This window comes from Methylovirgula ligni (assembly GCF_004135935.1).
Taxonomy (GTDB): Bacteria; Pseudomonadota; Alphaproteobacteria; order Rhizobiales; family Beijerinckiaceae; genus Methylovirgula; species Methylovirgula ligni.
The window spans coordinates 1,245,394-1,268,484 of the sequence record NZ_CP025086.1 but is presented as its reverse complement, the minus strand read 5'-3'; the positions used below and the strand labels follow the sequence as shown (position 1 = coordinate 1,268,484).

At 63.6% G+C, this 23,091-nt stretch carries 25 protein-coding genes and 1 other RNA gene; 19 read left to right on the top strand and 7 right to left on the bottom strand.

Annotated features, from left to right (window positions below; genetic code table 11):
- Positions 1–34 precede the first annotated feature (34 nt).
- Positions 35–1,432 carry a dihydrolipoyl dehydrogenase gene (gene lpdA, locus CWB41_RS06210; protein WP_115835090.1) on the top strand — a complete coding sequence of 466 codons (1,398 nt, stop codon included), beginning with the start codon at positions 35–37 and terminating at the stop codon, positions 1,430–1,432.
- Positions 1,433–1,540: 108 nt separating this feature from the next.
- Positions 1,541–2,083 (top strand): Clp protease/crotonase-like domain-containing protein, encoded by a 543-nt coding sequence (locus CWB41_RS06205; protein WP_245411126.1) that lies wholly within the window; start codon positions 1,541–1,543, stop codon positions 2,081–2,083.
- Positions 2,084–2,086: 3 nt separating this feature from the next.
- On the opposite strand, the gene CWB41_RS06200 is transcribed toward CWB41_RS06205, so the two are convergent.
- Positions 2,087–3,064 carry an AraC family transcriptional regulator gene (locus CWB41_RS06200; protein WP_165204065.1) on the bottom strand — a complete coding sequence of 326 codons (978 nt, stop codon included), beginning with the start codon at positions 3,062–3,064 and terminating at the stop codon, positions 2,087–2,089.
- Between the two features lie 106 nt (positions 3,065–3,170).
- On the opposite strand from CWB41_RS06200, the gene CWB41_RS06195 reads away from it, so the two are divergent.
- Positions 3,171–4,271, top strand: a complete 1,101-nt coding sequence (locus CWB41_RS06195) for a DUF3047 domain-containing protein (RefSeq protein ID WP_115835092.1) — start codon at positions 3,171–3,173, stop codon at positions 4,269–4,271.
- A 252-nt stretch (positions 4,272–4,523) separates the two neighbouring features.
- Complete coding sequence (rpmE, locus tag CWB41_RS06190) at positions 4,524–4,757, top strand: 50S ribosomal protein L31 (RefSeq protein WP_115835489.1); 234 nt, start codon at positions 4,524–4,526, stop codon at positions 4,755–4,757.
- 151 nt (positions 4,758–4,908) lie between these two features.
- Here rpmE and rcdA read toward each other — a convergent pair whose 3' ends face one another.
- Positions 4,909–5,442: a protease adaptor protein RcdA gene (gene rcdA, locus CWB41_RS06185; RefSeq protein ID WP_115835093.1), complete on the bottom strand. Its 534-nt coding sequence runs from the start codon at positions 5,440–5,442 to the stop codon at positions 4,909–4,911.
- Positions 5,443–5,746: 304 nt separating this feature from the next.
- On the bottom strand, positions 5,747–5,953 hold the full coding sequence (locus CWB41_RS06180; protein ID WP_115835094.1) for a DUF1192 domain-containing protein: 207 nt from the start codon (positions 5,951–5,953) through the stop codon (positions 5,747–5,749).
- A gap of 282 nt (positions 5,954–6,235) precedes the next feature.
- On the opposite strand from CWB41_RS06180, the gene CWB41_RS06175 reads away from it, so the two are divergent.
- From CWB41_RS06175 to CWB41_RS06165, 3 genes are all read left to right on the top strand, one after another.
- On the top strand, positions 6,236–6,934 hold the full coding sequence (locus CWB41_RS06175; RefSeq protein WP_115835490.1) for a DUF1013 domain-containing protein: 699 nt from the start codon (positions 6,236–6,238) through the stop codon (positions 6,932–6,934).
- Positions 6,935–7,026: 92 nt separating this feature from the next.
- Positions 7,027–7,341, top strand: coding sequence for a hypothetical protein (locus CWB41_RS06170; protein WP_115835095.1), 315 nt, complete (start codon positions 7,027–7,029; stop codon positions 7,339–7,341).
- A gap of 85 nt (positions 7,342–7,426) precedes the next feature.
- Positions 7,427–8,863 carry a L,D-transpeptidase family protein gene (locus CWB41_RS06165; RefSeq protein WP_115835096.1) on the top strand — a complete coding sequence of 479 codons (1,437 nt, stop codon included), beginning with the start codon at positions 7,427–7,429 and terminating at the stop codon, positions 8,861–8,863.
- A 3-nt stretch (positions 8,864–8,866) separates the two neighbouring features.
- Here CWB41_RS06165 and queC read toward each other — a convergent pair whose 3' ends face one another.
- A complete protein-coding gene (queC, locus tag CWB41_RS06160; RefSeq protein WP_115835097.1) occupies positions 8,867–9,577 on the bottom strand; it encodes a 7-cyano-7-deazaguanine synthase QueC in 711 nt (236 codons plus the stop codon).
- A gap of 125 nt (positions 9,578–9,702) precedes the next feature.
- On the opposite strand from queC, the gene ffs reads away from it, so the two are divergent.
- The 12 genes from ffs (at position 9,703) to CWB41_RS06100 (ending at position 20,722) form a co-directional block, all read left to right on the top strand.
- Positions 9,703–9,799: signal recognition particle sRNA small type (ffs, locus tag CWB41_RS06155), an RNA gene on the top strand.
- Positions 9,800–9,917: 118 nt separating this feature from the next.
- Entirely contained in the window at positions 9,918–11,729 is a 1,812-nt protein-coding gene (locus tag CWB41_RS06150) for a DNA polymerase III subunit gamma/tau (RefSeq protein WP_115835098.1), read from the top strand.
- Between the two features lie 17 nt (positions 11,730–11,746).
- Positions 11,747–12,067 (top strand): YbaB/EbfC family nucleoid-associated protein, encoded by a 321-nt coding sequence (locus CWB41_RS06145; protein WP_115835099.1) that lies wholly within the window; start codon positions 11,747–11,749, stop codon positions 12,065–12,067.
- A gap of 1 nt (position 12,068) precedes the next feature.
- On the top strand, positions 12,069–12,674 hold the full coding sequence (recR, locus tag CWB41_RS06140; RefSeq protein WP_115835100.1) for a recombination mediator RecR: 606 nt from the start codon (positions 12,069–12,071) through the stop codon (positions 12,672–12,674).
- Positions 12,675–12,901: 227 nt separating this feature from the next.
- Positions 12,902–14,812: a methyl-accepting chemotaxis protein gene (locus tag CWB41_RS06135; protein ID WP_129396421.1), complete on the top strand. Its 1,911-nt coding sequence runs from the start codon at positions 12,902–12,904 to the stop codon at positions 14,810–14,812.
- 48 nt (positions 14,813–14,860) lie between these two features.
- Complete coding sequence (locus CWB41_RS06130) at positions 14,861–15,226, top strand: response regulator (protein WP_115835102.1); 366 nt, start codon at positions 14,861–14,863, stop codon at positions 15,224–15,226.
- A 15-nt stretch (positions 15,227–15,241) separates the two neighbouring features.
- Entirely contained in the window at positions 15,242–17,434 is a 2,193-nt protein-coding gene (locus CWB41_RS06125; protein WP_115835103.1) for a chemotaxis protein CheA, read from the top strand.
- A complete protein-coding gene (locus tag CWB41_RS06120; protein ID WP_115835104.1) occupies positions 17,431–18,330 on the top strand; it encodes a CheR family methyltransferase in 900 nt (299 codons plus the stop codon). Before CWB41_RS06125 ends, CWB41_RS06120 begins: the two co-directional genes overlap by 4 nt.
- A gap of 50 nt (positions 18,331–18,380) precedes the next feature.
- Entirely contained in the window at positions 18,381–19,403 is a 1,023-nt protein-coding gene (locus CWB41_RS06115) for a protein-glutamate methylesterase/protein-glutamine glutaminase (RefSeq protein WP_245411163.1), read from the top strand.
- Positions 19,382–19,771, top strand: a complete 390-nt coding sequence (locus CWB41_RS06110) for a response regulator (protein ID WP_115835105.1) — start codon at positions 19,382–19,384, stop codon at positions 19,769–19,771. The genes CWB41_RS06115 and CWB41_RS06110 overlap by 22 nt, the downstream gene beginning before the upstream one ends.
- A complete protein-coding gene (locus CWB41_RS06105; protein WP_115835106.1) occupies positions 19,768–20,325 on the top strand; it encodes a chemotaxis protein CheD in 558 nt (185 codons plus the stop codon). The genes CWB41_RS06110 and CWB41_RS06105 overlap by 4 nt, the downstream gene beginning before the upstream one ends.
- 13 nt (positions 20,326–20,338) lie before the next feature.
- Positions 20,339–20,722, top strand: coding sequence for a hypothetical protein (locus CWB41_RS06100; protein WP_115835107.1), 384 nt, complete (start codon positions 20,339–20,341; stop codon positions 20,720–20,722).
- Positions 20,723–20,823: 101 nt separating this feature from the next.
- On the opposite strand, the gene CWB41_RS06095 is transcribed toward CWB41_RS06100, so the two are convergent.
- Genes CWB41_RS06095 through CWB41_RS06085 form a run of 3 tightly spaced genes read right to left on the bottom strand, consistent with a single transcriptional unit; the run spans position 20,824 to position 23,063 of the window.
- On the bottom strand, positions 20,824–21,669 hold the full coding sequence (locus CWB41_RS06095) for a quinoprotein dehydrogenase-associated SoxYZ-like carrier (RefSeq protein WP_115835108.1): 846 nt from the start codon (positions 21,667–21,669) through the stop codon (positions 20,824–20,826).
- Between the two features lie 46 nt (positions 21,670–21,715).
- Positions 21,716–22,675, bottom strand: coding sequence for a quinoprotein relay system zinc metallohydrolase 2 (locus CWB41_RS06090; protein ID WP_245411127.1), 960 nt, complete (start codon positions 22,673–22,675; stop codon positions 21,716–21,718).
- A gap of 37 nt (positions 22,676–22,712) precedes the next feature.
- On the bottom strand, positions 22,713–23,063 hold the full coding sequence (locus tag CWB41_RS06085; protein WP_425373442.1) for a carboxymuconolactone decarboxylase family protein: 351 nt from the start codon (positions 23,061–23,063) through the stop codon (positions 22,713–22,715).
- Positions 23,064–23,091 lie beyond the last annotated feature (28 nt).

The following is a 23,091-nucleotide window of genomic DNA, read 5'->3' as shown; positions in this document are numbered from 1 at the left end:
GACATTCTGATCCGAAGGGATCGAGGAGATTATTGTGACTTACGATCTGACCGTCATCGGCACGGGACCCGGCGGCTATGTCTGCGCCATTCGCGCCGCGCAATTGGGCCTCAAGGTCGCCGTCGTCGAAAAGAACAAGACCTTCGGCGGCACCTGCCTCAACATCGGCTGCATCCCCTCGAAGGCTTTGCTCGCGGCCTCGGAGAAATTCGCCGAGGCGGAGCATGATCTCCCCGCCTTCGGCGTCATCGTCGGCAAGCCCTCGCTCGATCTCAAGGCGATGATGAAGCACAAGAGCGATACGGTCGCGGCCAATGTGAACGGCGTCGCCTTCCTGCTGAAGAAGAACAAGGTCGATCCGTTCATCGGCACCGGCACGATCACGGCGCCGGGCAGGATCGAGGTGACGGCCGCAGACGGCGGCAAGCAGACGATCGAGACGAAAGCCATCGTCATCGCGACCGGTTCCGATGTTGCGCCGCTGCCGGGCGTGACGATCGACGAGAAGGACATCATCTCCTCCACCGGCGCGCTCGAACTGGCGAAAGTGCCCGGCCGATTGCTCGTCGTCGGCGCGGGCGTCATCGGCCTCGAACTCGGTTCGGTCTGGCGCCGTCTCGGTGCGGAAGTGACGGTCGTCGAATTCCTCGACCGGATTCTGCCGGGCCTTGATGCCGAGACGGCGAAACAGGCGCAGCGCATGCTCGAAAAGCAGGGGCTGAAATTCGTCCTCGGCCACAAGGTCGCGAAGATCGAGAAGCAGAAGACTGGCCTCAAGGTTGCTATCGAGCCGTCTGCGGGCGGTGCGGCATCGGAGATCGAAGCCGACGTCGCGCTCGTCGCCATCGGCCGCCGCCCCTACACCGAGGGGCTCGGGCTCGAAAATGCCGGCGTCGCGCTGGAGCGCGGGCGGGTCGTGATCGACGATCGCTTCGCCACCAATGTTCCGGGCATTTATGCGATCGGCGATGTCGTGCGCGGGCCGATGCTGGCGCATAAGGCGGAGGATGAAGGCATTGCGGTCGCCGAAATCCTCGCCGGCCAGCATGGCCATGTGAATTACAACGTCATCCCGAGTGTCGTTTACACGAACCCCGAGATCGCCTCGGTCGGCGCGAGCGAGGAGGAGCTACAAGCCAAGGGCATCGCCTACAAGACGGGCAAATTCCCTTTCAGCGCCAACGGCCGCGCACGCGCCATGCGTGCCACGGAAGGTTTCGTGAAATTCCTGGCAGACGCGACGACGGATCGCGTGCTCGGCGTGCATATCGTCGGGCCTTTTGCCGGCGAACTCATCGCCGAAGCAGCCGTGCTGATGGAATTCTCCGGTTCGTCGGAGGATCTTGCCCGCACCTGCCATGCGCATCCGACCTTGTCCGAAGCGATGAAGGAAGCTGCGCTCGCGGTGGACAAGCGCGCGATCCATATTTGAGCCCGGCGGAACCTGGAGGGGCTATCGGCATTATTGCGGCGGCGGCGCTTCGCTCCGCTAACAACCGGGTTCGACACCGCCATGCCTTCTGCGCCGTTTGACATCACAATGTTCCGATCGCCCGCCGTCCTCCTGTCCGGACCGGTCGATTACGCCATGTACAACAATTTCCGCATCCAGTTCGGCAATGCGCCGCTGGAGGGGCTTGTCGTCATCGAATTGTCAACGCTCGGCGGCGATCCGGAGGTCGCTCGGATGATGGGCGAGGATATCCGCTACCACAGCGATATCAATCCCAACCGCCGTTTCGTCTTCCTCGGCAAGGCGGCGATCTATTCGGCGGGCACGACCTTCATGAGTTTCTTCCTGCCGGAAAATCGTTATCTGACGCGCGGCACACGACTCATGATCCACGAGCGCAAGCTCGCCAAGTCCTTCAAGATCAATGGCCCGCTGACGACTTGCGTCGCGACGGCCAGATCGCTGCTGCACGAGATCGAGGCGTCAATCATGATTCAGAACGAGGGCTTCGAAAACCTCGTCCGTGGCTCGCAAGTCACGATGGAGCAAGTGCTCGAAAGAGCGCCTGGCGACTGGTACATCGAGGCGCAGGAAGCGCAGCAGCTCGGTCTCATCGCCGCCGTGATCTGAACTCTAGCGCCGCCGCCACGCGCGCGGCGGCCTGCCGGCCCATCGGCGGAAGGCGCGGGTGAAATGCGCCGCATCCGAATAACCGAGTTCATGACCGATAGCCGTCACCGCCACGCCCGCTTGCGCCAGAAGTTCGGCTGAGCGATCGAATGACGCGCGCCGCACGATTTCTTCAAAGCTGACGCCCCGCGCCGCGAGCTTGCGCTGCAGGCTGCGGCGCGAGAGATTCAGCCGCCGGCAGAGCCAATCGAGCCGCGGCCGGCCGTCGAGCAGGGCGAGCACCACAAGCGCATCGACGCAGGCGAGAAGATCGTCGGGGTCGGGTACCGGGCCTTCGTCATCCGCCAGGCGCGCGACGGCACCGGGATTTTCGACCTCAAGCAAATCCGCCGGGAAAACCAGTGCCGCGACATCGCTGTGAGAGATCGCGCAGCGAAGCACAGCCTCGTTGGCCGCGTGACCGGCCAGCGGCCCCGGCACGTCCGCGCGGATCGGCGTCCAGCCGGGATTGAGAAAGCCGCGAAACAGGTCGAGCATGTAGCCGAGCGCCAGAATTTCATTTTTCTGCCGGCCGGTCGCGATCGGGTCCGTCACCCGATAGGTCCAGCGCGCTTCGCCGCCGGAAATCGTCAGCGTCAATGATGTCGCGGACTGCAATTGCGAGGTCATCAGCGCATTGCATTGTACGATCGCAGCGTCGAGGCGCGGCGCGCTGCTGACGCGATGTCCCAGAGCGCCGAGGAATTTGACCCCGCCTTCCGTTGCAACCCGCGCCGTGAAAGCATCGTCGCCGATCTCGCGGGCGGCACATTCGACGAGATAGAGCTGATCGCGCAGAAGGATGAGCCGTTCCGGCGCGTCGATAAGCTGGAGCGGCAGTTCGGCGCGGCGGAAGACGCGGGCGATCGAGCCGCCGGCGCGTTCGACAGCCTCAGCGACCGGCCCCATCGAACGGGCCTTGGTCAAGCCATAGTGAGCCATAGACGTTTCCTCGCGCACAAGATCGCGGCGGTGGCGCAAAATGGCAAGTTCCCGTTTTCCCGGCATGCCAGCCTCGGCATCAGAATAAATCTGCCGGGAGGAGAAAATGACGGATACGCATCTCGAGGCCGATCGCGGCCCTGTGGTAGCTGGTTGGCACAAGGCCATCGCGGACAACCTAGATCTGCTGCGCCAAGCTGCGGTTGTCGAGCTTCCGGCCTGTAGCGAGGACTGGATCGACAGCGGCATCGATGTCTCTGCCGGCGAAGCGATCAGCCTGCTGGGCGCTGGCGCGGTGCAGATTGCCGTCGAGCCGGACATCAGGCTTTTCAGCAATGTCAGCCTGTGGTGGCGCGTTGGACGCGAGGGACAGGCGACGAAATCCATTCGCGAGACGACGACATTCAATGCTCCTGCTTCCGGGCGGCTGTTCCTCATCGCCAAACATCCCGGCGAATGGGCCAATGAACGCGGCGATCTCGATCCCGGCTGGCCGCGTGCCGGCGCAACGGGCGGATTCAGCGTCGCGGTTCTCGCCTGGCGCGGCGTGGCGGCTGCGGGCCTCACGCGCTTCAGCGCCGGCGATACGAGCGGCCTTGCCGCAGCGGAGGCCGCGCGGCTCAATGCCAACAAGACCGTTCCGCGCGGTTGGCGGCCGCTCTGGCGGGTCGGCGATACCGGTATTTTCTGCGAGAAAGCCGATGCGTCGAACCCGCCGCATATCGCCTGCTGCTGCCGCTTCGACGCCGGCATCCTGCAATATCCCGTCGATGTCGCGCTCGATCCGACGACGCGCCTCGCCTGGTCCTGGCGCGTCACCAACCTGCCCTCGGCGTTGGCCGAGAACAGCGGGGCGACGCACGATTATCTCTCAATCGCCGTCGAATTCGAAAACGGCCGCGATCTCACTTATGCCTGGAGCGCGGACCTGCCGGTCGGCACCTCCTTCGCCTGCCCGCTGCCGTGGTGGGACAAGCGCGAGACGCATATGATCGTGCGCTCGGGGACGGCGGACCTCGGCCGCTGGCTGGAGGAGGAACAGCCTGTCGCGGAGGATTACGCCCGCGCCATCGGCGGCCCGCTGCCGTCGCGCATCGTCGGCGTCTGGCTCATCGCGCTCTCCTGCTTCCAGCGCGGCTATGGCGCCTGCGATTATGCGAAAATCGAGCTGCGCGGCGATACGGGCGAGGCGCTCATCGGGCCGTGAACCCGCCGGGCTATATACCGATAAGCGCATGCCGCTTGTCGGGGGCGCCTGAAAAGGTTATAGGGGCGCCTCGCGCTAGAGCGGAATGCGAAAAAGCGGATACCGGTTTTTCGCGTAAATCCCGCTCTAACTCATAAAAACCGATAGCGTTTCATGTGTTTGGCCGATTCAGCCAGACACGCCGCGATCCGGGCGCCCCTTATTATTTGCGGCAGGCTCGCGCCGCCGCTTCAACCTTATCTGGATTTGACGATGAAATCGGAAGGTCATCCGAACTATCACTACATCAAGGTCGTCCTGACGGACGGCAGCGAGTTTTACACCCGCTCCACCTATGGCGAGGAAGGCTCAACGCTGAACCTCGACATCGACCCGAAGACGCATCCGGCCTGGACCGGCGGCTCGCAGCATCTGCTCGATCGCGGCGGCCGGCTGACGCGCTTCAACTCGCGCTTCGGCAACCTCGGCATCGGCGCCAAGAAGTAAGACGGCAGAATCCGGTCATTGTGACGAGCGGAGCGCCGAAGCAATCCACGGTATTGCTTCCGGAGTCCGCTATTGGCCCGGCTGGAAGCCGGACCTCGGTTCGCCGCGACAAATCCGGATTGCTTCGCTTTGCGCGCAAAGACCGTGCGAGCTATTCGCCGGTCGCGAAAGCCGCGCGCAACAGTTCGAGCTGCGGTTCGAGCGGGCGCATTTGCTGAACGGGTGGCGCGCGCTCCTCAGCCGGCTGATAGATCACACGATCGAGATGCAGGATCCGGCTCTGCAACCGCAGAGAGCGATCGACGATCGCGTTGAGCTTCGCCGGCAGCTTGGCGAGAACATCCGCGTTTGTCGTCGACTGCTGCTCGCTGAGGCGCACCTTGCGCTTTTCCGAGGCCGCCTCGCCTTGGGTCAGTTCGCCCTCGTTGACGGCTCGTTGGAGCAAAAGCCAAGACGCGGTCTGCATCAGCCGTGTCGTCAGCCGCATGCTTTCCGTCGCATAGGCGAGCGCGGCGAGGCGCGGCAGATTCTTCGCCTCTTCGCGGCCGTCGCCATCGAGATAATTGGCGGTTTCCTCGACCAGCGCCATGCCATCGCGAAACAGGGTTTTGAACGATTCCGACGCCACCAATTTGGTGGCAAAGGAAACCGCGGCTTCTTGCTCGTAACCCGACAATTGAACCATGCGACGCCCGGACCCTCACTCTTCCCCTCGCGGCCTTGACCGCGCGGCGGATACTAGGGGCTTTGATAGGCCGGCGGGCATTAAGTTTTAAGTAAGGTTAATGCGCGAACAAGCCCAAAACCCCTGCGGGGCCCGCGAAAAAGGAGCCGCCGAAGCGGCTCCGCGAAGTCAAGTGTTGGGGAGGGAGAAGCCGCGGCAAATGCCCTGCGGCTGGCCGGTTCGGCACCGGCCAGATAATGCTAGAAGCTGAAATTCTAATAAAAGCTTAACGATTGCCGCCCGCGGCAGCCACAACCGGTGGTTTTCAGCCCGCCGGCTTGAAAAAGGCCGCAGCGCCGGCGAGGCTCGCCTCCTTCGCGGTCCGCGCGCTCTCCAGCCGGGCGATCTCCGCCTTGAGCGCGGCAATACGCAGGCCTAGTTCCTCGACCGAAAGATCATCGAGCAGCTGGCCCACCACATGAGCGGGCGCCTTCTTCGGCGGTGCGAACGGATCGTCATCGTCACGGCTCATGGCCGGCCATCCTCCCTCGGCGGCTCACCCGGTCGCGAAAGCCGGGCGCAATTGGTGCAAGAACGACTATATCAGCCTCAAAGCCGCTATGGCGCGCATTGCTTTGCGCCGCCGGGTCGCTTAGAAAAGAGCCGATTCCCCCAAAACGGACATTAAGATGCGGCATTCAGGCTGCGCTTGAGTTTGTCCGGCCGCGTGCAGACGCGGACGCCCCTGTTTCCGGTTTTGGCTGCCGCGCCGCTGTTCGCGCTCCGGCGCCGCCGAGGCCCAAAGGAGTTGATGATGACCGACGCCCCGCTGATGCCCAAGGCGACCGCCGTATGGCTCGTCGAAAATACTTCGCTCAGCTTCGACCAGATCGCCGATTTCTGTAAATTGCATCCGCTGGAAGTGAAGGGCATCGCCGACGGTGAAGTCGCGGCCGGCATCAAAGGCCACGACCCGATCACCTCCGGCCAATTGACCCGCGAGGAGATCGCCGCTGGCGAGAAGGACCCGGCGCATCGCCTGCAGCTCGCCCAATCCAAGGTGCGGCTGCCGGAGATCAAGCGCGCCCGCGGGCCACGCTATACGCCTCTCTCCCGCCGCCAGGACCGACCGAACGCGATTCTCTGGCTGCTGCGCAACCATCCGGAGTTGAAGGATGCGCAGATCATGCGCCTCGTCGGCACGACCAAGACGACATTGCTGGCGATCCGCAACCGCACGCACTGGAATTCCGCCGCGCTGACGCCGATGGACCCGGTCACGCTGGGCCTCTGCTCGCAGATGGATCTCGATTTCGAGGTCAATCGCGCCGCCAAGGAGCGCCCGCCGGTCGAGGAAGACCGCAAACAGACCCTGGTTCCGGCGGAGATCACGACCGCGCCGCGCCCTGAGGGCTTCCACGACGGAGATGTCTTCAGCTCACACCCCTCGGCGCCGGCCGAGCGTGAGGAGGAAGTCAGCCTCGCGTCCGTCTTCTCCAAGCCCAAGGTTTGATCGTCAGGGCGTGACCCGCTCAAGCGAGAGGCAAGCTTAGCGCGTCATTCTCCGGCGAATCGCGGCCGATCGGCCGCGCCGGAGCTGGATGGATGCCGGGCATTGCAAAGACGAAGATGGGCCTGCTCCCCGGCCTCGCCCTGGCTTGCCTTTGCGCCGCCGGGGCCGCATGGGGCGCCGATCTCGACCAGCCCTATTATCCCCCGACGCCTCCGCCAGCGGTCGCGCTTTCCCCCCCGCCCACCTGCGATATCGTCGCCGACCCGCAGATGAACCTCTATAATCAGGTGACCCGGATGGGGATTCAGCGGGTCTGCGTCACCCGCGGCGTCTACGCCGACCATTTCTGGCCCTATGCGCCGCCTTATTGGCGGCCCAATCACCGCCAAGGCTATGGCCCCGAGTGATCGCCGGGCGGTTGAAGTAACCGGCGGATAAGGATAACGCTCTTAGATGGCGGCGTGGCCACTGGGGGCCTTAGAGCAAATGCCGATGCCGTTCCATTCCGCTTTCTTTCGCCGCTTTACGGCGCGGTTCGCCGTCATCGCCTTGACCGCCATGCTCGCTGGCTGCGTCGGCGAAGACGATTCCAGCGATTTCGTCGATCGCGCCTATCAGCCGCTTTCGCCGCAAACGCTGGCCTTGATGCAGGCCAAGGGCACGAACCCGCAGGCACCCGTCCTCTTCCGTACCTACAAGAAGGAAGCGGAATTCGAAATCTGGAAGCAGCGCGACGACGGGCGCTACGTGCTTCTGCGGACCTATCCGATGTGCCGCTGGTCGGGCCAGCTCGGCCCGAAGAAACGCAAGGGCGACCGGCAGGTGCCGGAAGGATTCTATCCGATCTATCCCTCGCAGATGAATCCGCGCTCCAGCTATTATCTTTCGTTCAACGTCGGCTATCCCAATGTCTACGATCGCGCGCACGGCTACAGCGGCGATTCGATCATGGTGCATGGCATCTGCTCCTCGGCCGGCTGTTTCTCGATGACCAACATGGAGATTGCCGAAATCTACGCGATTGCGCGCGAGGCTTTCGCCGGCGGCCAGCCGGAGATTCAGATGCAATCCATGCCGTTCCACATGACCGCGGAGAATTTCGCCAAATACAGGCTCGACCCCAATATCGCCTTCTGGCGTGAGTTGAAGACAGGCACCGACAATTTCGAAGTGACGAAAGAGGAAGTTCGCGTCGGCGTCTGCAACCTGCATTACGTGTTCAACGCGACGCCCGCGAACGGCGAGAGGCTCGATCCCAGCGCGCCTTGCCCGGCGCTGAAGCGCGACCAGATGGTAGCGGAAGAAGTTCTCGCCAAGGAAGCACGCGACGACGCCCGGATCGCCGAGCTTGCCGCCAGCGGTCTGCCGGCGGTGCACACGGTCTATGCGGATGGCGGTCAGAACCCGACCTTCAGAGGGCAGCCGATCGAGGATGTCAGCCGTCCCGACGCTTTGGTTCAGGGGCCGGTCGATGTCGCGATCAAGCGGCACGGCAAGGCGCCGACCGAAGCACAGTTGAAGGTCGCCCGCGCGAAAGACCTTGCCGCCGCCGATGCGGCCGAGAAAAAGGCCAGGGCGTTGGCACTGGCGCGGGGCGAGAGCGAACCCGCTGTCGATCCGCAGCCGACTGCCTCGACCACCGCTGCCGCACAGCCGGCGAGCACCGGCGCGGCGCCCCCGGCAGTTCCGAATCCGCAGACGCCGCCGCAGAGCGCGGCACCGGCAACGCCTCTCGCCGCGCTCCAGACGGCCAGCGCGCCGGCCCCGCAGCGGGCGCCGAGTCAGGGCTCGTTTTTCTCGTTCTTCGGGGCAAAGCCTGCCGTGCAACCGGCGCCTGCGGCGCAAGCCGCGGCCGCGAGCCCAGCCCCGGCCGCCTCGCAAAATGCGACGAGCGCGACCAGCACCGCCGCGCCCACGCCAACCCAATAAAGACTAGCCGGCGCTCGCCGCAGCTTCGGCGCGATATTTCGCCCAGCCCTGCGCCCGCAATTGGCAGGCGGGGCAGGCGCCGCAGCCATAGCCCCATGCGTGCCGCGTGCCGCGCTCGCCGAGATAGCAGGTGTGCGTGTCCTCGACGATGAGATCGACCAGCGCCTGCCCGCCAAGCTCTTCGGCGAGCTTCCAGGTCGTCGCCTTGTCGAGCCACATGAGCGGCGTATCGAGCACGAAATCCTTTTCCATGCCGAGATTGAGGGCGGTCTGCATGGCCTTGATCGTCGCGTCGCGGCAATCGGGATAGCCGGAGAAATCCGTCTCGCACATGCCGCCGACGATGTGCTTGAGCCCGCGCCGGTAGGCGACCGCCGCGGCGAAGGCGAGAAAGATCAGGTTGCGGCCGGGAACGAACGTGTTCGGCAGCCCGTTCGCTTCCGTGACAATGGCAACATCGCGGGTCATCGCCGTCGCCGAAATCTGGCCGAGCACGGTAAGGTCGATCAGATGGTCCTCGCCGAGCCGCCGCGCCCAGAGCGGGTCGCGCAGGACGATCCGCTCGCGGATTTTCGCCCGCTGATCGAGTTCGACGCGATGGCGCTGCCCATAATCGAAGCCGATCGTCTCGACGTGATCGAAACGCGCCAGCGCAAAGGCGAGGCAGGTGGTCGAATCCTGCCCGCCGGAAAAAAGCACCAGCGCCTTGGTCATCGCAATGTCTCGCCCGGGATATAAGGTAAGCTTCTGTTTTGACGTATAAACCTCTCAGGCTCGCGAGCAAGATTTAAGCCTCGCCCGGCCTTGCGGATTTTCCCGCGCTGGTCCACATAGAGCGCGGGAGGTTGGCGGTGGACGCACCACTCGCCAACCGGGTCAGGTCCGGAAGGAAGCAGCCCAGACGAGACCGGGCGGGTTTCTGTCCAGCCTCCCACCTCTCGACCTTATACCTTCGATCGGGAAAGGTCCGTCGCTGCGTCATTGCGAGGCGCGCAGCGACGAAGCAATCCGAGAACCGGCTGGATTGCTTCGCTCGGCTCGCAACGACAGGCGAATGGCCGAGGATCACAGCGCCGAACCCTCTCTTCTGCCCAAAGGTCACGAGGCCATCGCGCCGACGCCCTATCGGGTGCTCGCGCGCAAGTACCGGCCGGCGAATTTCGACGATCTCATCGGCCAGGAGGCGATGGTCACGACCTTGTCGAATGCCTTCGATCTCGGCCGTATCCACCAAGCCTATATCCTGACCGGCGTGCGCGGGGTCGGCAAGACGACGACAGCCCGCATCCTCGCTCGCGCCTTCAATTACGAGCTGCCGGCGCGCGACGGCAAGCCGGCAATCAACGCGCCGACGATCCACATGCCGGAGCTTGGCGTGCATTGCCAGGCGATCATCGATTCCCGTCATGTCGACGTGATCGAGATGGACGCGGCCTCGCATACCGGCATCGATGACGTCCGCGAGATCATCGATAATGCGCGCTATCGTCCGGTCCTTGCGCGCACCAAGGTCTATATCATCGACGAAGTTCACATGCTCTCGAAACAGGCCTTCAACGGCCTGTTGAAGACGCTGGAAGAGCCGCCGGACCATGTGAAATTCATCTTCGCCACGACCGAGATCGAGAAAGTCCCGGTGACGGTGCGCTCGCGCTGCCAGCGTTTCGATCTGCGCCGTATCGAGGCGGACCGGCTCGTCGCTCACCTTTCGGGCATTTGCGTCAAAGAGGAGATCGCCGCCGAACCCGAGGCACTCGCCTCGATCGCGCGGGCGGCGGAAGGCTCCGTGCGCGATGCGCTGTCGCTGCTCGACCAGGCGATCGCCCATGCCAAGGGCAGCCTGCGCGTCGAAGTCAAAGCCGAAGACCTGCGGCAGATGCTCGGCCTTGCCGACCGCGGGCGCCTGATCGAGCTTTTCGCTGATGTGATGCGCGGCGATATCGCCGCCGCCCTCGCCGCGATGAAGGCGCTCTATGAGTCCGGCGCCGATCCCCAGCGCCTGCTCGGTGAGCTTGCCGAATTCACCCATATCGTGACCCGGCTGAAGCTGGTGCCGGAGACGGCGAAGGACCCGGCACTGAGCGAGGTGGAGCGCGTGCGCGGCGCCGAATTCGCGCAAAGCCTTTCTTTGCCGGTGCTGACGCGCGCCTGGCAATTGCTGCTGAAGGGTTTGAACGAGATCAAGGATTCGCCGCGCCCGCTTGCCGCCGCCGATATGATTCTCGTGCGGCTCGCTTACGCCGCCGATCTGCCAACGCCGGACGAGGCCCTTCGCCGGCTCGGCAACCTGCCGCAAGCGACGACCGCGGCTTCCTCTCCAAGTCCCGCACGCGACTCCGCGCCTGCTGGCAGCTCGGCTTCGTTGGTGTCGCGCGGAACCGGTCAGGCTGTCCGCGCCGCGCCGGCACCGCAGCCGGAGCGCACTGAACCAGGGCTGCGGCTCGCGCGCTTCGAGGATGTCGTGGCGCAAGCCGCGGCCGCCCGCGACATTCAATTGAAGATGGCGCTGGAGCGCGACGTCCGCCTCGTGCGCTTCGAGGAAGGCGCGATCGAATTCGCGCTTGCTCCCGGTGCCTCGCCGCAGCTCGCGCAAACGCTGATGCGGCGATTGCAGGAATGGACCGGCCGGCGCTGGATGGTCGCGATTTCTAGCGAGGCTGGCACGCCGAGTTTGAAAGAGCAGGCCGAGGCCGCCGCAGCGGCGAGCCTGCACGGGGTGCGCGCCGACCCGCTGGTGCGCGCGGTGATGGACGTTTTTCCTGGCGCCGAGATCGTCGCGGTGCGCGAGGCAGAGCCGGCGGAAAACGCGACGGCGGCCGAAGACATCGCCTATATAGATTCGGCGCCTCCTGAAGACGATCTGTAATTTTCAAAGGAAACATCATGGCCGGAATGTTCGACATCATGAAGCAGGCCCAGGCCATGCAGGCCAAGTTTCAGGAAGCTCAGGCCGAGCTCGAACGCATTGAAGTCGAGGGCCAGTCGGGCGGCGGTCTCGTCCGTGTCACCCTGACGGCGAAAGGTCTGTTGAAGGGCCTCTCCCTCGATCCCTCGCTGCTGAAGCCGGACGACAAGGAAATGCTCGAAGATCTCATCGTCGCCGCCTATGACGATGCCCGCAAGAAGGCCGACCGGCTGACGGAAGAGCGCATGAAGAGCCTGACGGCCGGCCTGCCGATCCCGCCGGGTCTGAAATTATTCTGATATGGCAGAACGCATCGCCGGTCCGGAGATCGAGCGGCTGATCCAATTGCTGGCGCGGCTGCCGGGGCTTGGCCCGCGTTCAGCCCGCCGCGCGGCGCTGCACCTGATCCGCAAGCGCGAAGAATTGCTGGCGCCGCTCGCCGAGGCGATGCAGGTGGCGCGCGAGCGTATCGTCGTCTGTTCGGTCTGCGGCAATGTCGATACCTATGACCCTTGCACCATCTGCCGCGATAACCGGCGCGACAGCAAGTTGCTCGTCGTCGTCGAAACTGTGGCCGATCTCTGGGCTCTGGAACGCGCCGGAGCGCTCTCGGCGCGCTATCACGTTCTTGGGGGTACCCTGTCGCCGCTCGACGGCATCGGCCCCGACGATCTCAATCTGAAAAGCCTCGTCGGCCGTGTCGCCAATGATTCGATCGAGGAGGTCGTGCTGGCGGTCAATGCCACAGTCGATGGCCAGACGACTGCGCATTATATCACTGATCTTTTGGCGCCGCTGTCGGTGCGCGTCACGCGGCTCGCACATGGCGTACCCGTCGGCGGCGAGCTTGATTATCTCGACGAAGGCACGCTCGTCGCGGCGATCCGCAGCCGCACGGATTTCTAAGAAGGCGCGATCTTCTTCTAATTTCCATTGCCGCCCTCGCCGCGCAATGTGTGTCGCTCAATTCCTGATTGCCATCGCAGAGAATTCACCCGACGAATCGCTTGGGAATTTATTCATTCTTTTCGCGTAAAAATTTTCAAAAGAAGCATGCGGCAGGGGCTCTTGCGCTCATCTTGGTCAATGTCCTGACCGTTGCGCCGTCGCGCTCACTCGATCGGGAGGGGTCTGTGGCGTCGCAGAACCTGGTCATCTCCAAGAAACTGATTGTCGCATTTTCCGCTGTCCTCGGTGTCGTGGCACTCACGTCCGTTGCCATCGAATTCGCCGTCCATCACGCGGAAGACGCGATCGAAACGCGCGATGCGTCCTTCCAGCTCGCCGAACGTCTCGATAACGCGATGGCCGCGCAATTTGATCAGAGCAGCGATGCAAGAGGCTTCTTGCTTTCTGGCCAGTCGCGCTATCACGAACTCTATGCCGCGGCGGTCAAGCAGTTCGATGACGAGATCGCCGCGGCCCGCAACGAGGCGGCAGACCGGCCAGACATCGCGGCGTCAATCAATCAATTCGCAGAGGACAACGCGGCGTGGCGGCATGACGTCGGTGATCCGGAAATGCAGCTTGGCGGCGACCCACAGACAGCGCCGCAAGCTATAGCGATCGCCAAATCGACGGCGAGCGTCGATTCGATGCTGCGTGTCCGTGCGGCGGCCGCTGATCTTCGTGCCAAGGCCACCGCGCTTTCCGCCGGAGCAGCCGAAGCGCAGGCCGGCGCGCTCTGGCTTGTTCACCTCGCGCAGATCATCGGCGGCGTGCTCGCCCTTCTGGTCGCGGCCTATGCCGGTTACCAGCTCGAGCGGCGGATCGCATTCCCCATCCGCATTCTCAACGATTGCATGCGGAAATTGGCGCAAGGCCGGATCGACGTCGGCGTCCCGCCGCTGGGAGAAGGCGACGAGATCGCCGAGATGTCGCAACGTGTCCAGGTCTTCAAGGAAAATGCGGTCGAGAAAGCCCGGCTCGAAACCGCGGCCGAAGCGGCGCGCAAGGCGGCCGAAGAAGACCGGGCGCGTCAGGAAATCGAGACCCAGCATTATATCGAGGCGCACCACACCTTCGTCACCTCGATCACCGAGGCCTTGCAGCGGCTCTCGGACGGCGATCTGACGTTCCGGCTCTCGAATGCCTTCACCAGCGAATACGAAAAAATTCGCGGCAACTTCAACGTCTCGATCGAGAAGCTTCAGCAGGTGATGCTGCACGTCAATTCGAACACGCGGGCGATTCGCTCCGGCACGCAGGAAATCTCCACGGCGGCGGATGACCTCTCGCGACGCACAGAGCAGCAGGCGGCAAGCCTTGAGGAGACCGCCGCAGCGCTCGATGAAATCACGGCGACGGTGCGCAAGACCGCCGATGGCGCGACCCACGCGCGCGAGCTCGTCGCCACCGCCAGATCCGATGCGGAAAAAGGCGGCGGCGTCGTCCGCCAGGCGATCGGCGCGATGAGTGCGATCGAGAAATCCTCACAGCAGATCAGCCAGATCATCAGCGTCATCGATGAGATCGCTTTCCAGACCAATCTGCTGGCGCTCAACGCCGGCGTGGAGGCGGCGCGTGCGGGCGATGCCGGCCGCGGCTTCGCGGTCGTGGCGTCCGAGGTGCGGGCGCTGGCGCAGCGCTCGGCCGAGGCGGCAAAGGAAATCAAGGGTCTCATCTCCGCCTCCAGCACGCAGGTCAAGCAGGGCGTCGATCTCGTCGCCGAAACCGGCAAGGCGCTTGAGCGCATTTTCACACAAGTGGCCGAGATGGATTCAATCGTCGCCGACATCGCCACCAGTGCTCGCGAACAGGCGACCGGCCTGCAAGAAGTCAACACCGCCGTCAATCAGATGGATCAGGTGACGCAGCAGAACGCCGCCATGGTCGAGGAATCGACTGCGGCAAGCCATACGCTGTCGCAGGAAACCGAAGAGCTGAGCCGGCTCGTCGGCCGCTTTCAGGTCGGCGAGATCGAAGCGCCGCGCAAACCGCAGGCGCGGGGCGCCGAGAAGATTGCCGCGCGGGCGCTCAAAACCGTCGGCGCTCGCGGCGGCGCCGCGCCGAAGCCGGTCACCGACGAGTGGGAAGAATTTTAAGCGCCGTGGCGGAGACTGGGACGAGCGTTTTGCAGGGGGCCGCGGCGAATGACCAAGACGATTCTCACTGTCGATGACTCGCGCACGATGCGCGACATGCTTTTGCTGACCTTGTCCGATGCGGGCTATCGCGTCATCCAGGCAGAGGATGGCATGCACGGCCTTGAAGTTCTGGCCGGGGAAAAGCCTGACGTCATCGTCACCGATATCAACATGCCGCGGCTCGATGGTTTCGGCTTCATCGAGAAGGTGCGCCACGACGCCGAGCATCGCGCCATCCCCATCCTGGTGCTGACGACGGAAAGCGATGCCGAGAAAAAGGATCGCGCCCGCCGCGCCGGCGCCACTGGCTGGATCGTCAAGCCGTTCGATCCCACCAAGCTTGTCGCGGCCGTGCGGCGCGTCGCTGCCTAACATTCGGGGGAAGCCATGGACCCGATGGCGGCGATCAGACAGACTTTCTTTCAGGAATGCGAAGAGCAACTCGCCGAACTCGAAGCGGGCCTGCTGGCGATGGAGAACGGCGAGGCCGATTCGGAAACAGTGAACGCCGTGTTCCGCGCGGTCCATTCCGTCAAGGGCGGCGCCGGCGCCTTCAGCCTGGAAGACCTCGTCGGCTTCGCGCATGTCTTCGAGACTGCGCTCGATCATGTCCGCGCCGGCAAGTTGGAACCTTCGCCGGAAGTTCTGAAGGTTCTGCTGCGCGCTGCCGATGTGTTGGCCGATCTCGTCCGCGCTGCCCGCGATGGCGGCAGCATCGACGAGAGCCGCGCCCAGAAGCTCGCCGACGAATTGCGTGCGCTTAACCCCTCGGCCGAGGCAGAACCCGAGGACGATCTTTCCGGCCTCGAATTTCAGCCGGTGCACGCCGCCTTCGACTTCGACGAGGACGCGCCGGCGTCACCATCGGAAAATGTCTTCATCATCAAATTCAAGCCCAAGCCCAGCCTCTATGCCAAGGCCAATGAGGCGATGCTGATTCTGCGCGAACTGGGCAGCCTCGGCACGGTCGAGACGTCCTGCGACATTTCCGAGCTGCCTCTGTTGAGCGAACTCGACCCCGAAGGCGCTTATCTCTCCTGGACGATCAAGCTGACGACGCCGAAAAGCGAGGACACGGTCCGCGAGGTCTTCGATTTCGTCACCTGGGATTGCGATCTCGACATCGTCAACGAAGCTGCGCCGCAAGGCGAACCCGCCAGCACCGCCGATAATGAAGTCGCCGCCCTGCTGGCGCGCGTGCTGAATGGCCTCGACGCCTCCCCCGCCGGGGATGAAGCGCCAGAAAGCCCCGTTGCCGCTCCCGTTGCCGTCCTGGCGTCGGCTTTGACTGACGACGCCGAGCCCGCGGCCGCAAAACCGGCAGCCGCAGCGAAACATGCTGCCGAGGCGAAACACGCCACCGAGGCCGAAACCAAAGCGGTCGCAACCATCCGCGTCGATCTCGATCGCGTCGACCGGCTGATCGACCTTGTCGGCGAGCTTGTCATCAATCAGGCCATGCTGGCGCAACGGGTCACCGAGGCGGGCCTCGCCCGTGCCTCCAACGTCGTGATCGGCCTCGACGAGCTCGAGCAATTGACGCGCGAAATCCAGGATAGCGTCATGGCGATCCGCGCGCAGCCGGTAAAATCGGTCTTCCAGCGCATGCCGCGCCTTGTCCGCGAACTCGCGGTGATGACCGGCAAAGCCGTGCGGCTGGTGACGGATGGCGAAGGCACCGAGGTTGACAAAACCGTCATCGAGCGGCTGACCGATCCGTTGACGCATATGATCCGCAACGCCATCGACCATGGCCTCGAAAAGCCCGAGGCGCGCATCGTCGCCGGAAAGCCCGAGGAAGGCACGGTGCGGCTCTCGGCGCTGCATCGCTCCGGCCGTATCGTGATCGAAATCTCGGACGACGGCGCCGGCATCAACCGACCACGCGTCAAGCAGATTGCGATCGACAAGGGCCTAATCCCCGCCGATGTGCAGCTGAGCGACGAGGAGATCGACAATCTGATCTTCCTGCCCGGCTTTTCCACTGCGTCGGAAATCTCGGATATTTCTGGCCGCGGTGTCGGCATGGATGTGGTGAAGCGTTCGATTCAAGCACTCGGCGGCCGGATCTCGATCAGCTCGCGCCCCGGCAGGGGCTCGACCTTCACCATGAGTCTACCGCTGACGCTCGCGGTCCTTGACGGCATGGTCGTCACCGTCGCCGACCAGACCTTGATCGTCCCGCTCACTGCCATTGTCGAGACCCTGCAACCCAAGGCTGGGGAGATTCACGGCATGGGCGGCAGCGCGCGCGTGATCTCGATCCGCAACAAATTCACGCCGCTCATCGATATTGGCCGCGAACTCAGCTATCGCGCCAATGTGGCCGACCCGATGTCGAGCGTCGTCATCCTCGTCGAGACCGAGGGCGGCGGCCGCAGCGCCCTCCTCGTTGATGCCATTCAGGGCCAGCGGCAGGTCGTCATCAAGAGCCTTGAAGCAAATTACCGGCATGTGCCGGGCATTGCCGCCGCGACGATCCTCGGCGACGGCCGCGTTGCGCTGATCCTCGATGTCGATGCGGTGATCGCCAACGCCCAGGCGAAGGATTTGCCGGTCGAGGCGAGCGAAGCCGCATGACCCGCACCCCCGCCTTCGCCGCCGGGAAATCGCAGAGCGCCGCCATCACGGCCGAATTCGTGATGACCGATGCGGATTTCCGCCAGATCGCCGATATGCTGCATGCCGACGCGGGCATTCACGTCCCGCCGGGCAAGGCAGCGCTCGTCTATTCGCGGCTGGCGAAGCGGCTACGCGCCCTCGGGCTCGAAAGCTTTCGCGACTATTGCCATCTCGTCACCTCGCAATCGGGCGCGAGCGAGCGTCAACAGATGCTGGCCGCCCTCACGACTAACGTGACGCGGTTTTTTCGTGAGCCGCATCATTTCGAACATTTGCGCCGTCACGTCCTGCCGCCGCTGGCAGAGAGCGCGCGCCGGGGCGGCCGCGTGCGCGTGTGGTCGGCAGCCTGCTCGAACGGCGCCGAGCCCTATTCGATCGCACTGACGATCCTCTCCGTTCTGCCCGACGCGGCATCGCTCGACATCAAGATTCTCGCCACCGATATCGATCCCAATATGATCGCCGAGGGCGATGCCGGCATCTACAGCGACGCGGCGATGCAGCCTGTGGCCGCCGATCTGCGGCTGCGCTGGTTCACGGCTTCGCGCGGCGCGGAGGGCAAGAGCTGGGCCGCGGGCGATGCCCTGCGCACGCTCGTCGCCTTCCGTGAACTCAACCTCGTCGGCCAATGGCCGATGCGCGGCAAATTCGACGCGATCTTCTGCCGCAACGTCGTGATCTATTTCGAGGACGACACACAGGCGCGGCTCTGGAGCCGCTTCGCGCCGCAGCTCCAGCCGGGAGGCCGACTCTACATCGGTCATTCCGAGCGCGTCTCGGGACCCGCGGCAGCGGTCTTCGAGACCGAAGGCATCACCACCTATCGCTTGAAGCAAAAGGATCGCGGCAAGTGAACCGGCAAGTGAGCAAGACAAAAGTTCTTGTTGTCGACGATTCGCGGACGATGCGGTATCTGATTTCCCAGATTCTCGCGCAGGATCCCGATATCGAGATCGTCGGTCAGGCCGCAGACCCCTACGAGGCGCGCGAGGCGATGAAGACGCTCGAGCCCGATGTCGTCACGCTTGACGTCGAAATGCCGAACATGAACGGCATTGAATTTCTTTCCAAGATCATGCGGCTGCGGCCGACGCCAGTCATCATGATCTCGAATCTGACGGCGCGCGGAACAGAGGCGACGATCAAGGCGCTTGAGATCGGCGCTTTCGACTGCATCGCCAAGCCCTCTTCGGCGGATCGCGAGATTTTCCCCGATCTCGCTGCGAAGGTGAAAGCGGCGGCGTCCGCGCGGGCGCAACTGATGCGGCCGCAACGCCACGTCGCGGCGCCGACGCCGCGCAATTTCGTTTATGAGCCGGATGGCCGGATTGTCGCCATCGGCGCTTCGACCGGCGGCGTCGAGGCGTTGATCGAGGTCTTGTCGCGGTTTCCCGACAATTGTCCGCCGACGATCATCACCCAGCACATGCCGGCGACCTTCACCAAAAGCTTCGCCGAGCGGCTCGACCGGCTCTGCGCGGCCAAGGTGACCGAGGCCCGTGACGGCGCGCCGCTGGCAAAGGGTCACATCTATTTGGCGCCGGGGACAGTGGCACATCTCGAAATCGCGCTCGGCAAGAACCTGATCTGCCGCCTGAGCAAGGCGGACCTCGTCAACGGGCATCGGCCGTCGGTCGATGTGATGTTCAAATCCGTCAGTGCGGTCGTCGGCGCGCAGGCCGTCGGCGTCATCCTCACCGGCATGGGCCGCGACGGCGCTGAAGGACTCGCGAGCCTGCGCAAGGCAGGTGCGAACACGATCGGCCAGGATCGCGCGACGAGCCTCGTTTACGGCATGCCGCGAGTCGCCTTTGAAATGAAAGCCGTGGAGCGGCAATTGCCGCTCGAAAAAATCGGCGGCGAGATCCTGAGACTGACAAACAGGAACGAAGAAGGGGGGGTGGCATGCCGTTCGCGTCTGCCATAAGGGCAATGATCGTTGACGATCAGCTCACCAGCCGCGCGCTGATTCGCGACGGTCTGCAGCAGCTTGGAATCGAGAACATCGAAATGGCCGCCGACGGCGAGCAGGCCCTGAAGTCTCTGGTGCAAAAGCCCGCGCATCTGGTCATTTCCGATCTCAACATGCCCAAACTCGATGGGCTGCAATTTTTGCAAGCCGTGCGGGCACATCCTGCGACGCAGAAGTCCGCCTTCATCATGCTGACGGGCCGCGGCGACCGCGCGTTGATCGAGCGCGCCATCAAGCTCGGCGTCAACAATTACCTCGTCAAGCCTTTCACGATTCCCGTGCTGAAGGGTGCGATCGAAGCCGTTTTCGGGAAGCTGAAATGAGCGGCAGCTCCGCGGCCGCAGCCGCAGACCGCGAAGAGACGCATTATCGGAAGGTGCATATCGTTCAGGGCGAATATTTTGTGTCCGACGATCCCGATGTCGTGCTCCTGACCTTGCTGGGCTCCTGCGTGGCGGCCTGCATTCGCGACCCCATCGCGCGTGTCGGCGGCATGAATCATTTCCTGTTGCCCGGCGACGATAAAGCGGCGCGCAATGGCGAGGCCGAGCGCTACGGCGTGCATCTCATGGAACTTCTGGTCAACGGTCTTTTGCGGCGCGGCGCCCGCAAGGAGCGGCTCGAGGCCAAGCTTTTCGGCGGCGCGCGCACGATCGAAAACTTCTCCGACATCGGCCGGAAGAACGTTATTTTCGCCGAACAATTTCTAAAGACCGAGAACATAGCCTATCTCGGTGGCAGTTGCGGCGGCGAGAGCGGCCGGCGGCTGCAATTCTGGCCGGTCTGCGGCCGGGCGCGGCAAGCCTTCATCGCCGGCGCGGAAGTACCGGTGGCGGTCGCGCCGCCGACGCAGACGGCCGATGTCGAGTTCTTTTAGGATCTGGCGCAGAATGACCACGGACCCCACCGAGCTGAAAGAGTCGACGAGCGTCCCCATCGCCGACGTGACCGACCGCGTCGGCGAGGCCCTGAGCGAAATCGGCGACTCCGTACATCGCCTGCAGAGCCTGATCGCGCCGCTGATTCTGCAAGCCGCCGCCCGCGATCCCGCCCATTTGCGCGAACTGCAGGACTTCGATCACATCAGCCAGAAGCTGAAGAACCTCGGCGACTTCCTCGGCGCGCTGGCGCTAGCGCTGCCGGACCATTGGCGGCTCGACCCCAGCGTAGCGGCCAAGGTCCTGACGCTCGCCGAGCTTGAAGCGCGCCTCGCCTTCGCAAAAAAAGGCGAGAGCGAAACGCATGCGGCGGGCGATTTCGAACTGTTCAACTAAAGCATTTCACGGTTCCACGGAAACGATGAAACGCTCCATTCTTTTATTGTCGCGTTTCGTTTCCGAAAACCGGTTTCCACTTTTCGGCGAAGCCCTCCGGCTTACATCGCCGGTTCGATCGCAGCGTTCTTGGCGAATTTCTTGCCCTTGCTGTCGGATGCGGCGACATCCATCTTGCCGGCGCCGTTCGAGAGATAATCGAAGCGGAAGTTTGGATCTTCCGAAATCGAGATCCCCCCGGTCATCGCGAAGATCAGCGTATCGCCCTGCGTGACGCGTAGCGAATCGACATAGCGCGCGGGAATATAAAGATGCGTCTCCTGATCCATCTGCATGCCGGAATTGTTCGGATGCTTGATCATCACGACAGCTTCCTTGCGGCTGGCGTCGTTGCTGACATATTCCGGCTTGATCCCGCGCACGCGGATTGTGCCGATAGGCGGCCCGTCGGCAGCATCCGCATCGCCGCTCGGTGCCGAGCAGCCGCCGGCGGCAGCGACGAAGGATTCGCTCACGTAAAGCTTGCCGTCGACGGTCTCTGCCACCGCATGGACCTTGGTGTTCTGATTGACGCGCACGCGCGTTTCGATCTTGGTGACGCCCGCTTTCGGGCCAAGCTCGAACACCGCGGCGACCGGGGAGGGATTCTCATCAATGACAAGGGTGACTTTCTTTACCCGATGCGGATCGTTGGCTGGCAGATCGGGATCGGTGTAATTCATATGCAGCGTCACCGGCACGAGCGCGGCATCCTCCGCTGCCAGCGGCGTGCCAAGCTTGATTATCGTGCCATCCTCGGTCAGCGACTGGTGCGGAAAGAGCGCGTCGGCCAGATTCTTCCAGTTCTCTTCGGGCGTCGCGTTGACGGCGCGCACCGGCGACGCCAGGATCAAAAAGCTTGCAGCGGCCGCAACGGCCAATGCCGCAATTCCATGCCATCTGCGCATGTCGTTTCTCCCTTTTGCTTTCCTATAGCGCATTTGCCTTGCCGCTTCACTGCCATTCGAGCTCGGCATAGCCGGCGGTCGCGTTACGCGGGTTATAGACTCCAAAGAGCTGCCATTTTCCGGCTTCCGATTGCGCGGCCTTTTTTGCTGCGGTGTTGATGTCCGCGCCCTGCTTCAGGAGGGCGCGCAAATCCTCGGTCATTTTGGCGAGATAGGCTTTTTGCGCGTCGAGCGCCTCATGCCAGTCGGAATCGGCGGGACCATGCCCCGGGACGATGCGTTGGGCCGGGATTTTCGCGAACGCTGGCAATTCCTTGAGCCATCCGAGCAGGCTCCCGTCGATGACCGGCACATGATGCAGATAAAGCAGGTCGCCGGTGAACAGGGTCGCGGTCGCGGTATCGAAGACCGTCACGTTACAGTCTGTCGACATTGTCGGCCAAGCACGGACGTCGATTTCGCGATGGCCAAGATCAAGGTGTAAATCCTTCCCTGGCTCGACGAGCAGGGTCGGCGGCACGAGCTTGATGCCCGCTACAAGGTCAGGCATCATCCGCCGCCAGGTCACCAGATAGTCGGGGCCGCGCTGGGCCATTTCGCGCGGCAAATTCTTGTGACCGACGAAGGTGACGCCCGGACCGACAAAAGCCGCATTGCCGAAAATGTAGTCCGGGTGCTCGGTCGTGTTGATGACATAGCGGATCGGCTTCGGGGTGATCGCTTCGATCGCCTTTTTCAGCCGCGCGCCAATGGTCAGCGCGCCTCCCGTATCGATGACCGCGACGGCATCGTCGCCGACAATGAAGCCGGTATTGGCAATATCGCCGCCGCTTGCCGCGTTCATCTCCGTAATCGGCGCCTGATGCACATAGACGCCCGGCGCGATCTCGCGCACCGGCAACGGCGTGATCTGCGGCGCGACGTCGGAGAACGCATATCGCGGCGGCAGCAGCAAAGCCATGCTCGCGCATACGACCGCGGCCAGCAGGGTGAAAGCTTTTGCCACGCAACCTCCCGCGCTCTTGCCGCCTTTGCCGCCCGGTCTATTCCGCAACGCTATCGAACGCATCGACGGCACGTGCCGAATAGATCAGCGCGGCTCCCTCGTTGAGGGTGATGGCGACACCAAGCGCCTCGACAAGCTCCTCTTTCGTCGCCCGTGCCTTACGCGCCGCAGCGGTATGATAGGCGATGCAGCCGTCGCAGCGGGTCGTCACCGCGACCGCAAGCGCGATGAGTTCGCGCGTCTTGGCATCCAGCGTCCCCGGCTTCGGCGCCGCATTGGAGAGGATTTCGTTGCCTTTGAGAATGTCCGGGCTCACGCTGGCGATGCCGCCGAGCGTCTTGTTGAGCTGTTTCCGGTATGCGTCCCAATCCAGCATCTTCTCGCTCATGGCGCTTCCTCTCCCTTGTTCCCTACCT

What these genes read in the sequence shown, in the direction of transcription:
- CWB41_RS06205 (WP_245411126.1), top strand. Translation starts at nt 1,541, where the DNA reads ATGTTCCGATCGCCCGCCGTCCTCCTGTCCGGACCGGTCGATTACGCC.
- CWB41_RS06175 (WP_115835490.1), top strand. Translation starts at nt 6,236, where the DNA reads ATGACCGACGCCCCGCTGATGCCCAAGGCGACCGCCGTATGGCTCGTC.
- CWB41_RS06085 (WP_425373442.1), bottom strand. Translation starts at nt 23,063, where the DNA reads ATGAGCGAGAAGATGCTGGATTGGGACGCATACCGGAAACAGCTCAAC.
- CWB41_RS06145 (WP_115835099.1), top strand. Translation starts at nt 11,747, where the DNA reads ATGGCCGGAATGTTCGACATCATGAAGCAGGCCCAGGCCATGCAGGCC.
- CWB41_RS06165 (WP_115835096.1), top strand. Translation starts at nt 7,427, where the DNA reads ATGCCGTTCCATTCCGCTTTCTTTCGCCGCTTTACGGCGCGGTTCGCC.
- CWB41_RS06115 (WP_245411163.1), top strand. Translation starts at nt 18,381, where the DNA reads ATGCGGTATCTGATTTCCCAGATTCTCGCGCAGGATCCCGATATCGAG.
- CWB41_RS06110 (WP_115835105.1), top strand. Translation starts at nt 19,382, where the DNA reads ATGCCGTTCGCGTCTGCCATAAGGGCAATGATCGTTGACGATCAGCTC.
- CWB41_RS06200 (WP_165204065.1), bottom strand. Translation starts at nt 3,064, where the DNA reads ATGGCTCACTATGGCTTGACCAAGGCCCGTTCGATGGGGCCGGTCGCT.
- CWB41_RS06105 (WP_115835106.1), top strand. Translation starts at nt 19,768, where the DNA reads ATGAGCGGCAGCTCCGCGGCCGCAGCCGCAGACCGCGAAGAGACGCAT.
- rcdA (WP_115835093.1), bottom strand. Translation starts at nt 5,442, where the DNA reads ATGGTTCAATTGTCGGGTTACGAGCAAGAAGCCGCGGTTTCCTTTGCC.
- CWB41_RS06125 (WP_115835103.1), top strand. Translation starts at nt 15,242, where the DNA reads ATGGACCCGATGGCGGCGATCAGACAGACTTTCTTTCAGGAATGCGAA.
- rpmE (WP_115835489.1), top strand. Translation starts at nt 4,524, where the DNA reads ATGAAATCGGAAGGTCATCCGAACTATCACTACATCAAGGTCGTCCTG.
- CWB41_RS06150 (WP_115835098.1), top strand. Translation starts at nt 9,918, where the DNA reads ATGGCCGAGGATCACAGCGCCGAACCCTCTCTTCTGCCCAAAGGTCAC.
- recR (WP_115835100.1), top strand. Translation starts at nt 12,069, where the DNA reads ATGGCAGAACGCATCGCCGGTCCGGAGATCGAGCGGCTGATCCAATTG.
- queC (WP_115835097.1), bottom strand. Translation starts at nt 9,577, where the DNA reads ATGACCAAGGCGCTGGTGCTTTTTTCCGGCGGGCAGGATTCGACCACC.
- CWB41_RS06120 (WP_115835104.1), top strand. Translation starts at nt 17,431, where the DNA reads ATGACCCGCACCCCCGCCTTCGCCGCCGGGAAATCGCAGAGCGCCGCC.
- CWB41_RS06095 (WP_115835108.1), bottom strand. Translation starts at nt 21,669, where the DNA reads ATGCGCAGATGGCATGGAATTGCGGCATTGGCCGTTGCGGCCGCTGCA.
- CWB41_RS06195 (WP_115835092.1), top strand. Translation starts at nt 3,171, where the DNA reads ATGACGGATACGCATCTCGAGGCCGATCGCGGCCCTGTGGTAGCTGGT.
- CWB41_RS06170 (WP_115835095.1), top strand. Translation starts at nt 7,027, where the DNA reads ATGCCGGGCATTGCAAAGACGAAGATGGGCCTGCTCCCCGGCCTCGCC.
- CWB41_RS06130 (WP_115835102.1), top strand. Translation starts at nt 14,861, where the DNA reads ATGACCAAGACGATTCTCACTGTCGATGACTCGCGCACGATGCGCGAC.
- CWB41_RS06180 (WP_115835094.1), bottom strand. Translation starts at nt 5,953, where the DNA reads ATGAGCCGTGACGATGACGATCCGTTCGCACCGCCGAAGAAGGCGCCC.
- CWB41_RS06100 (WP_115835107.1), top strand. Translation starts at nt 20,339, where the DNA reads ATGACCACGGACCCCACCGAGCTGAAAGAGTCGACGAGCGTCCCCATC.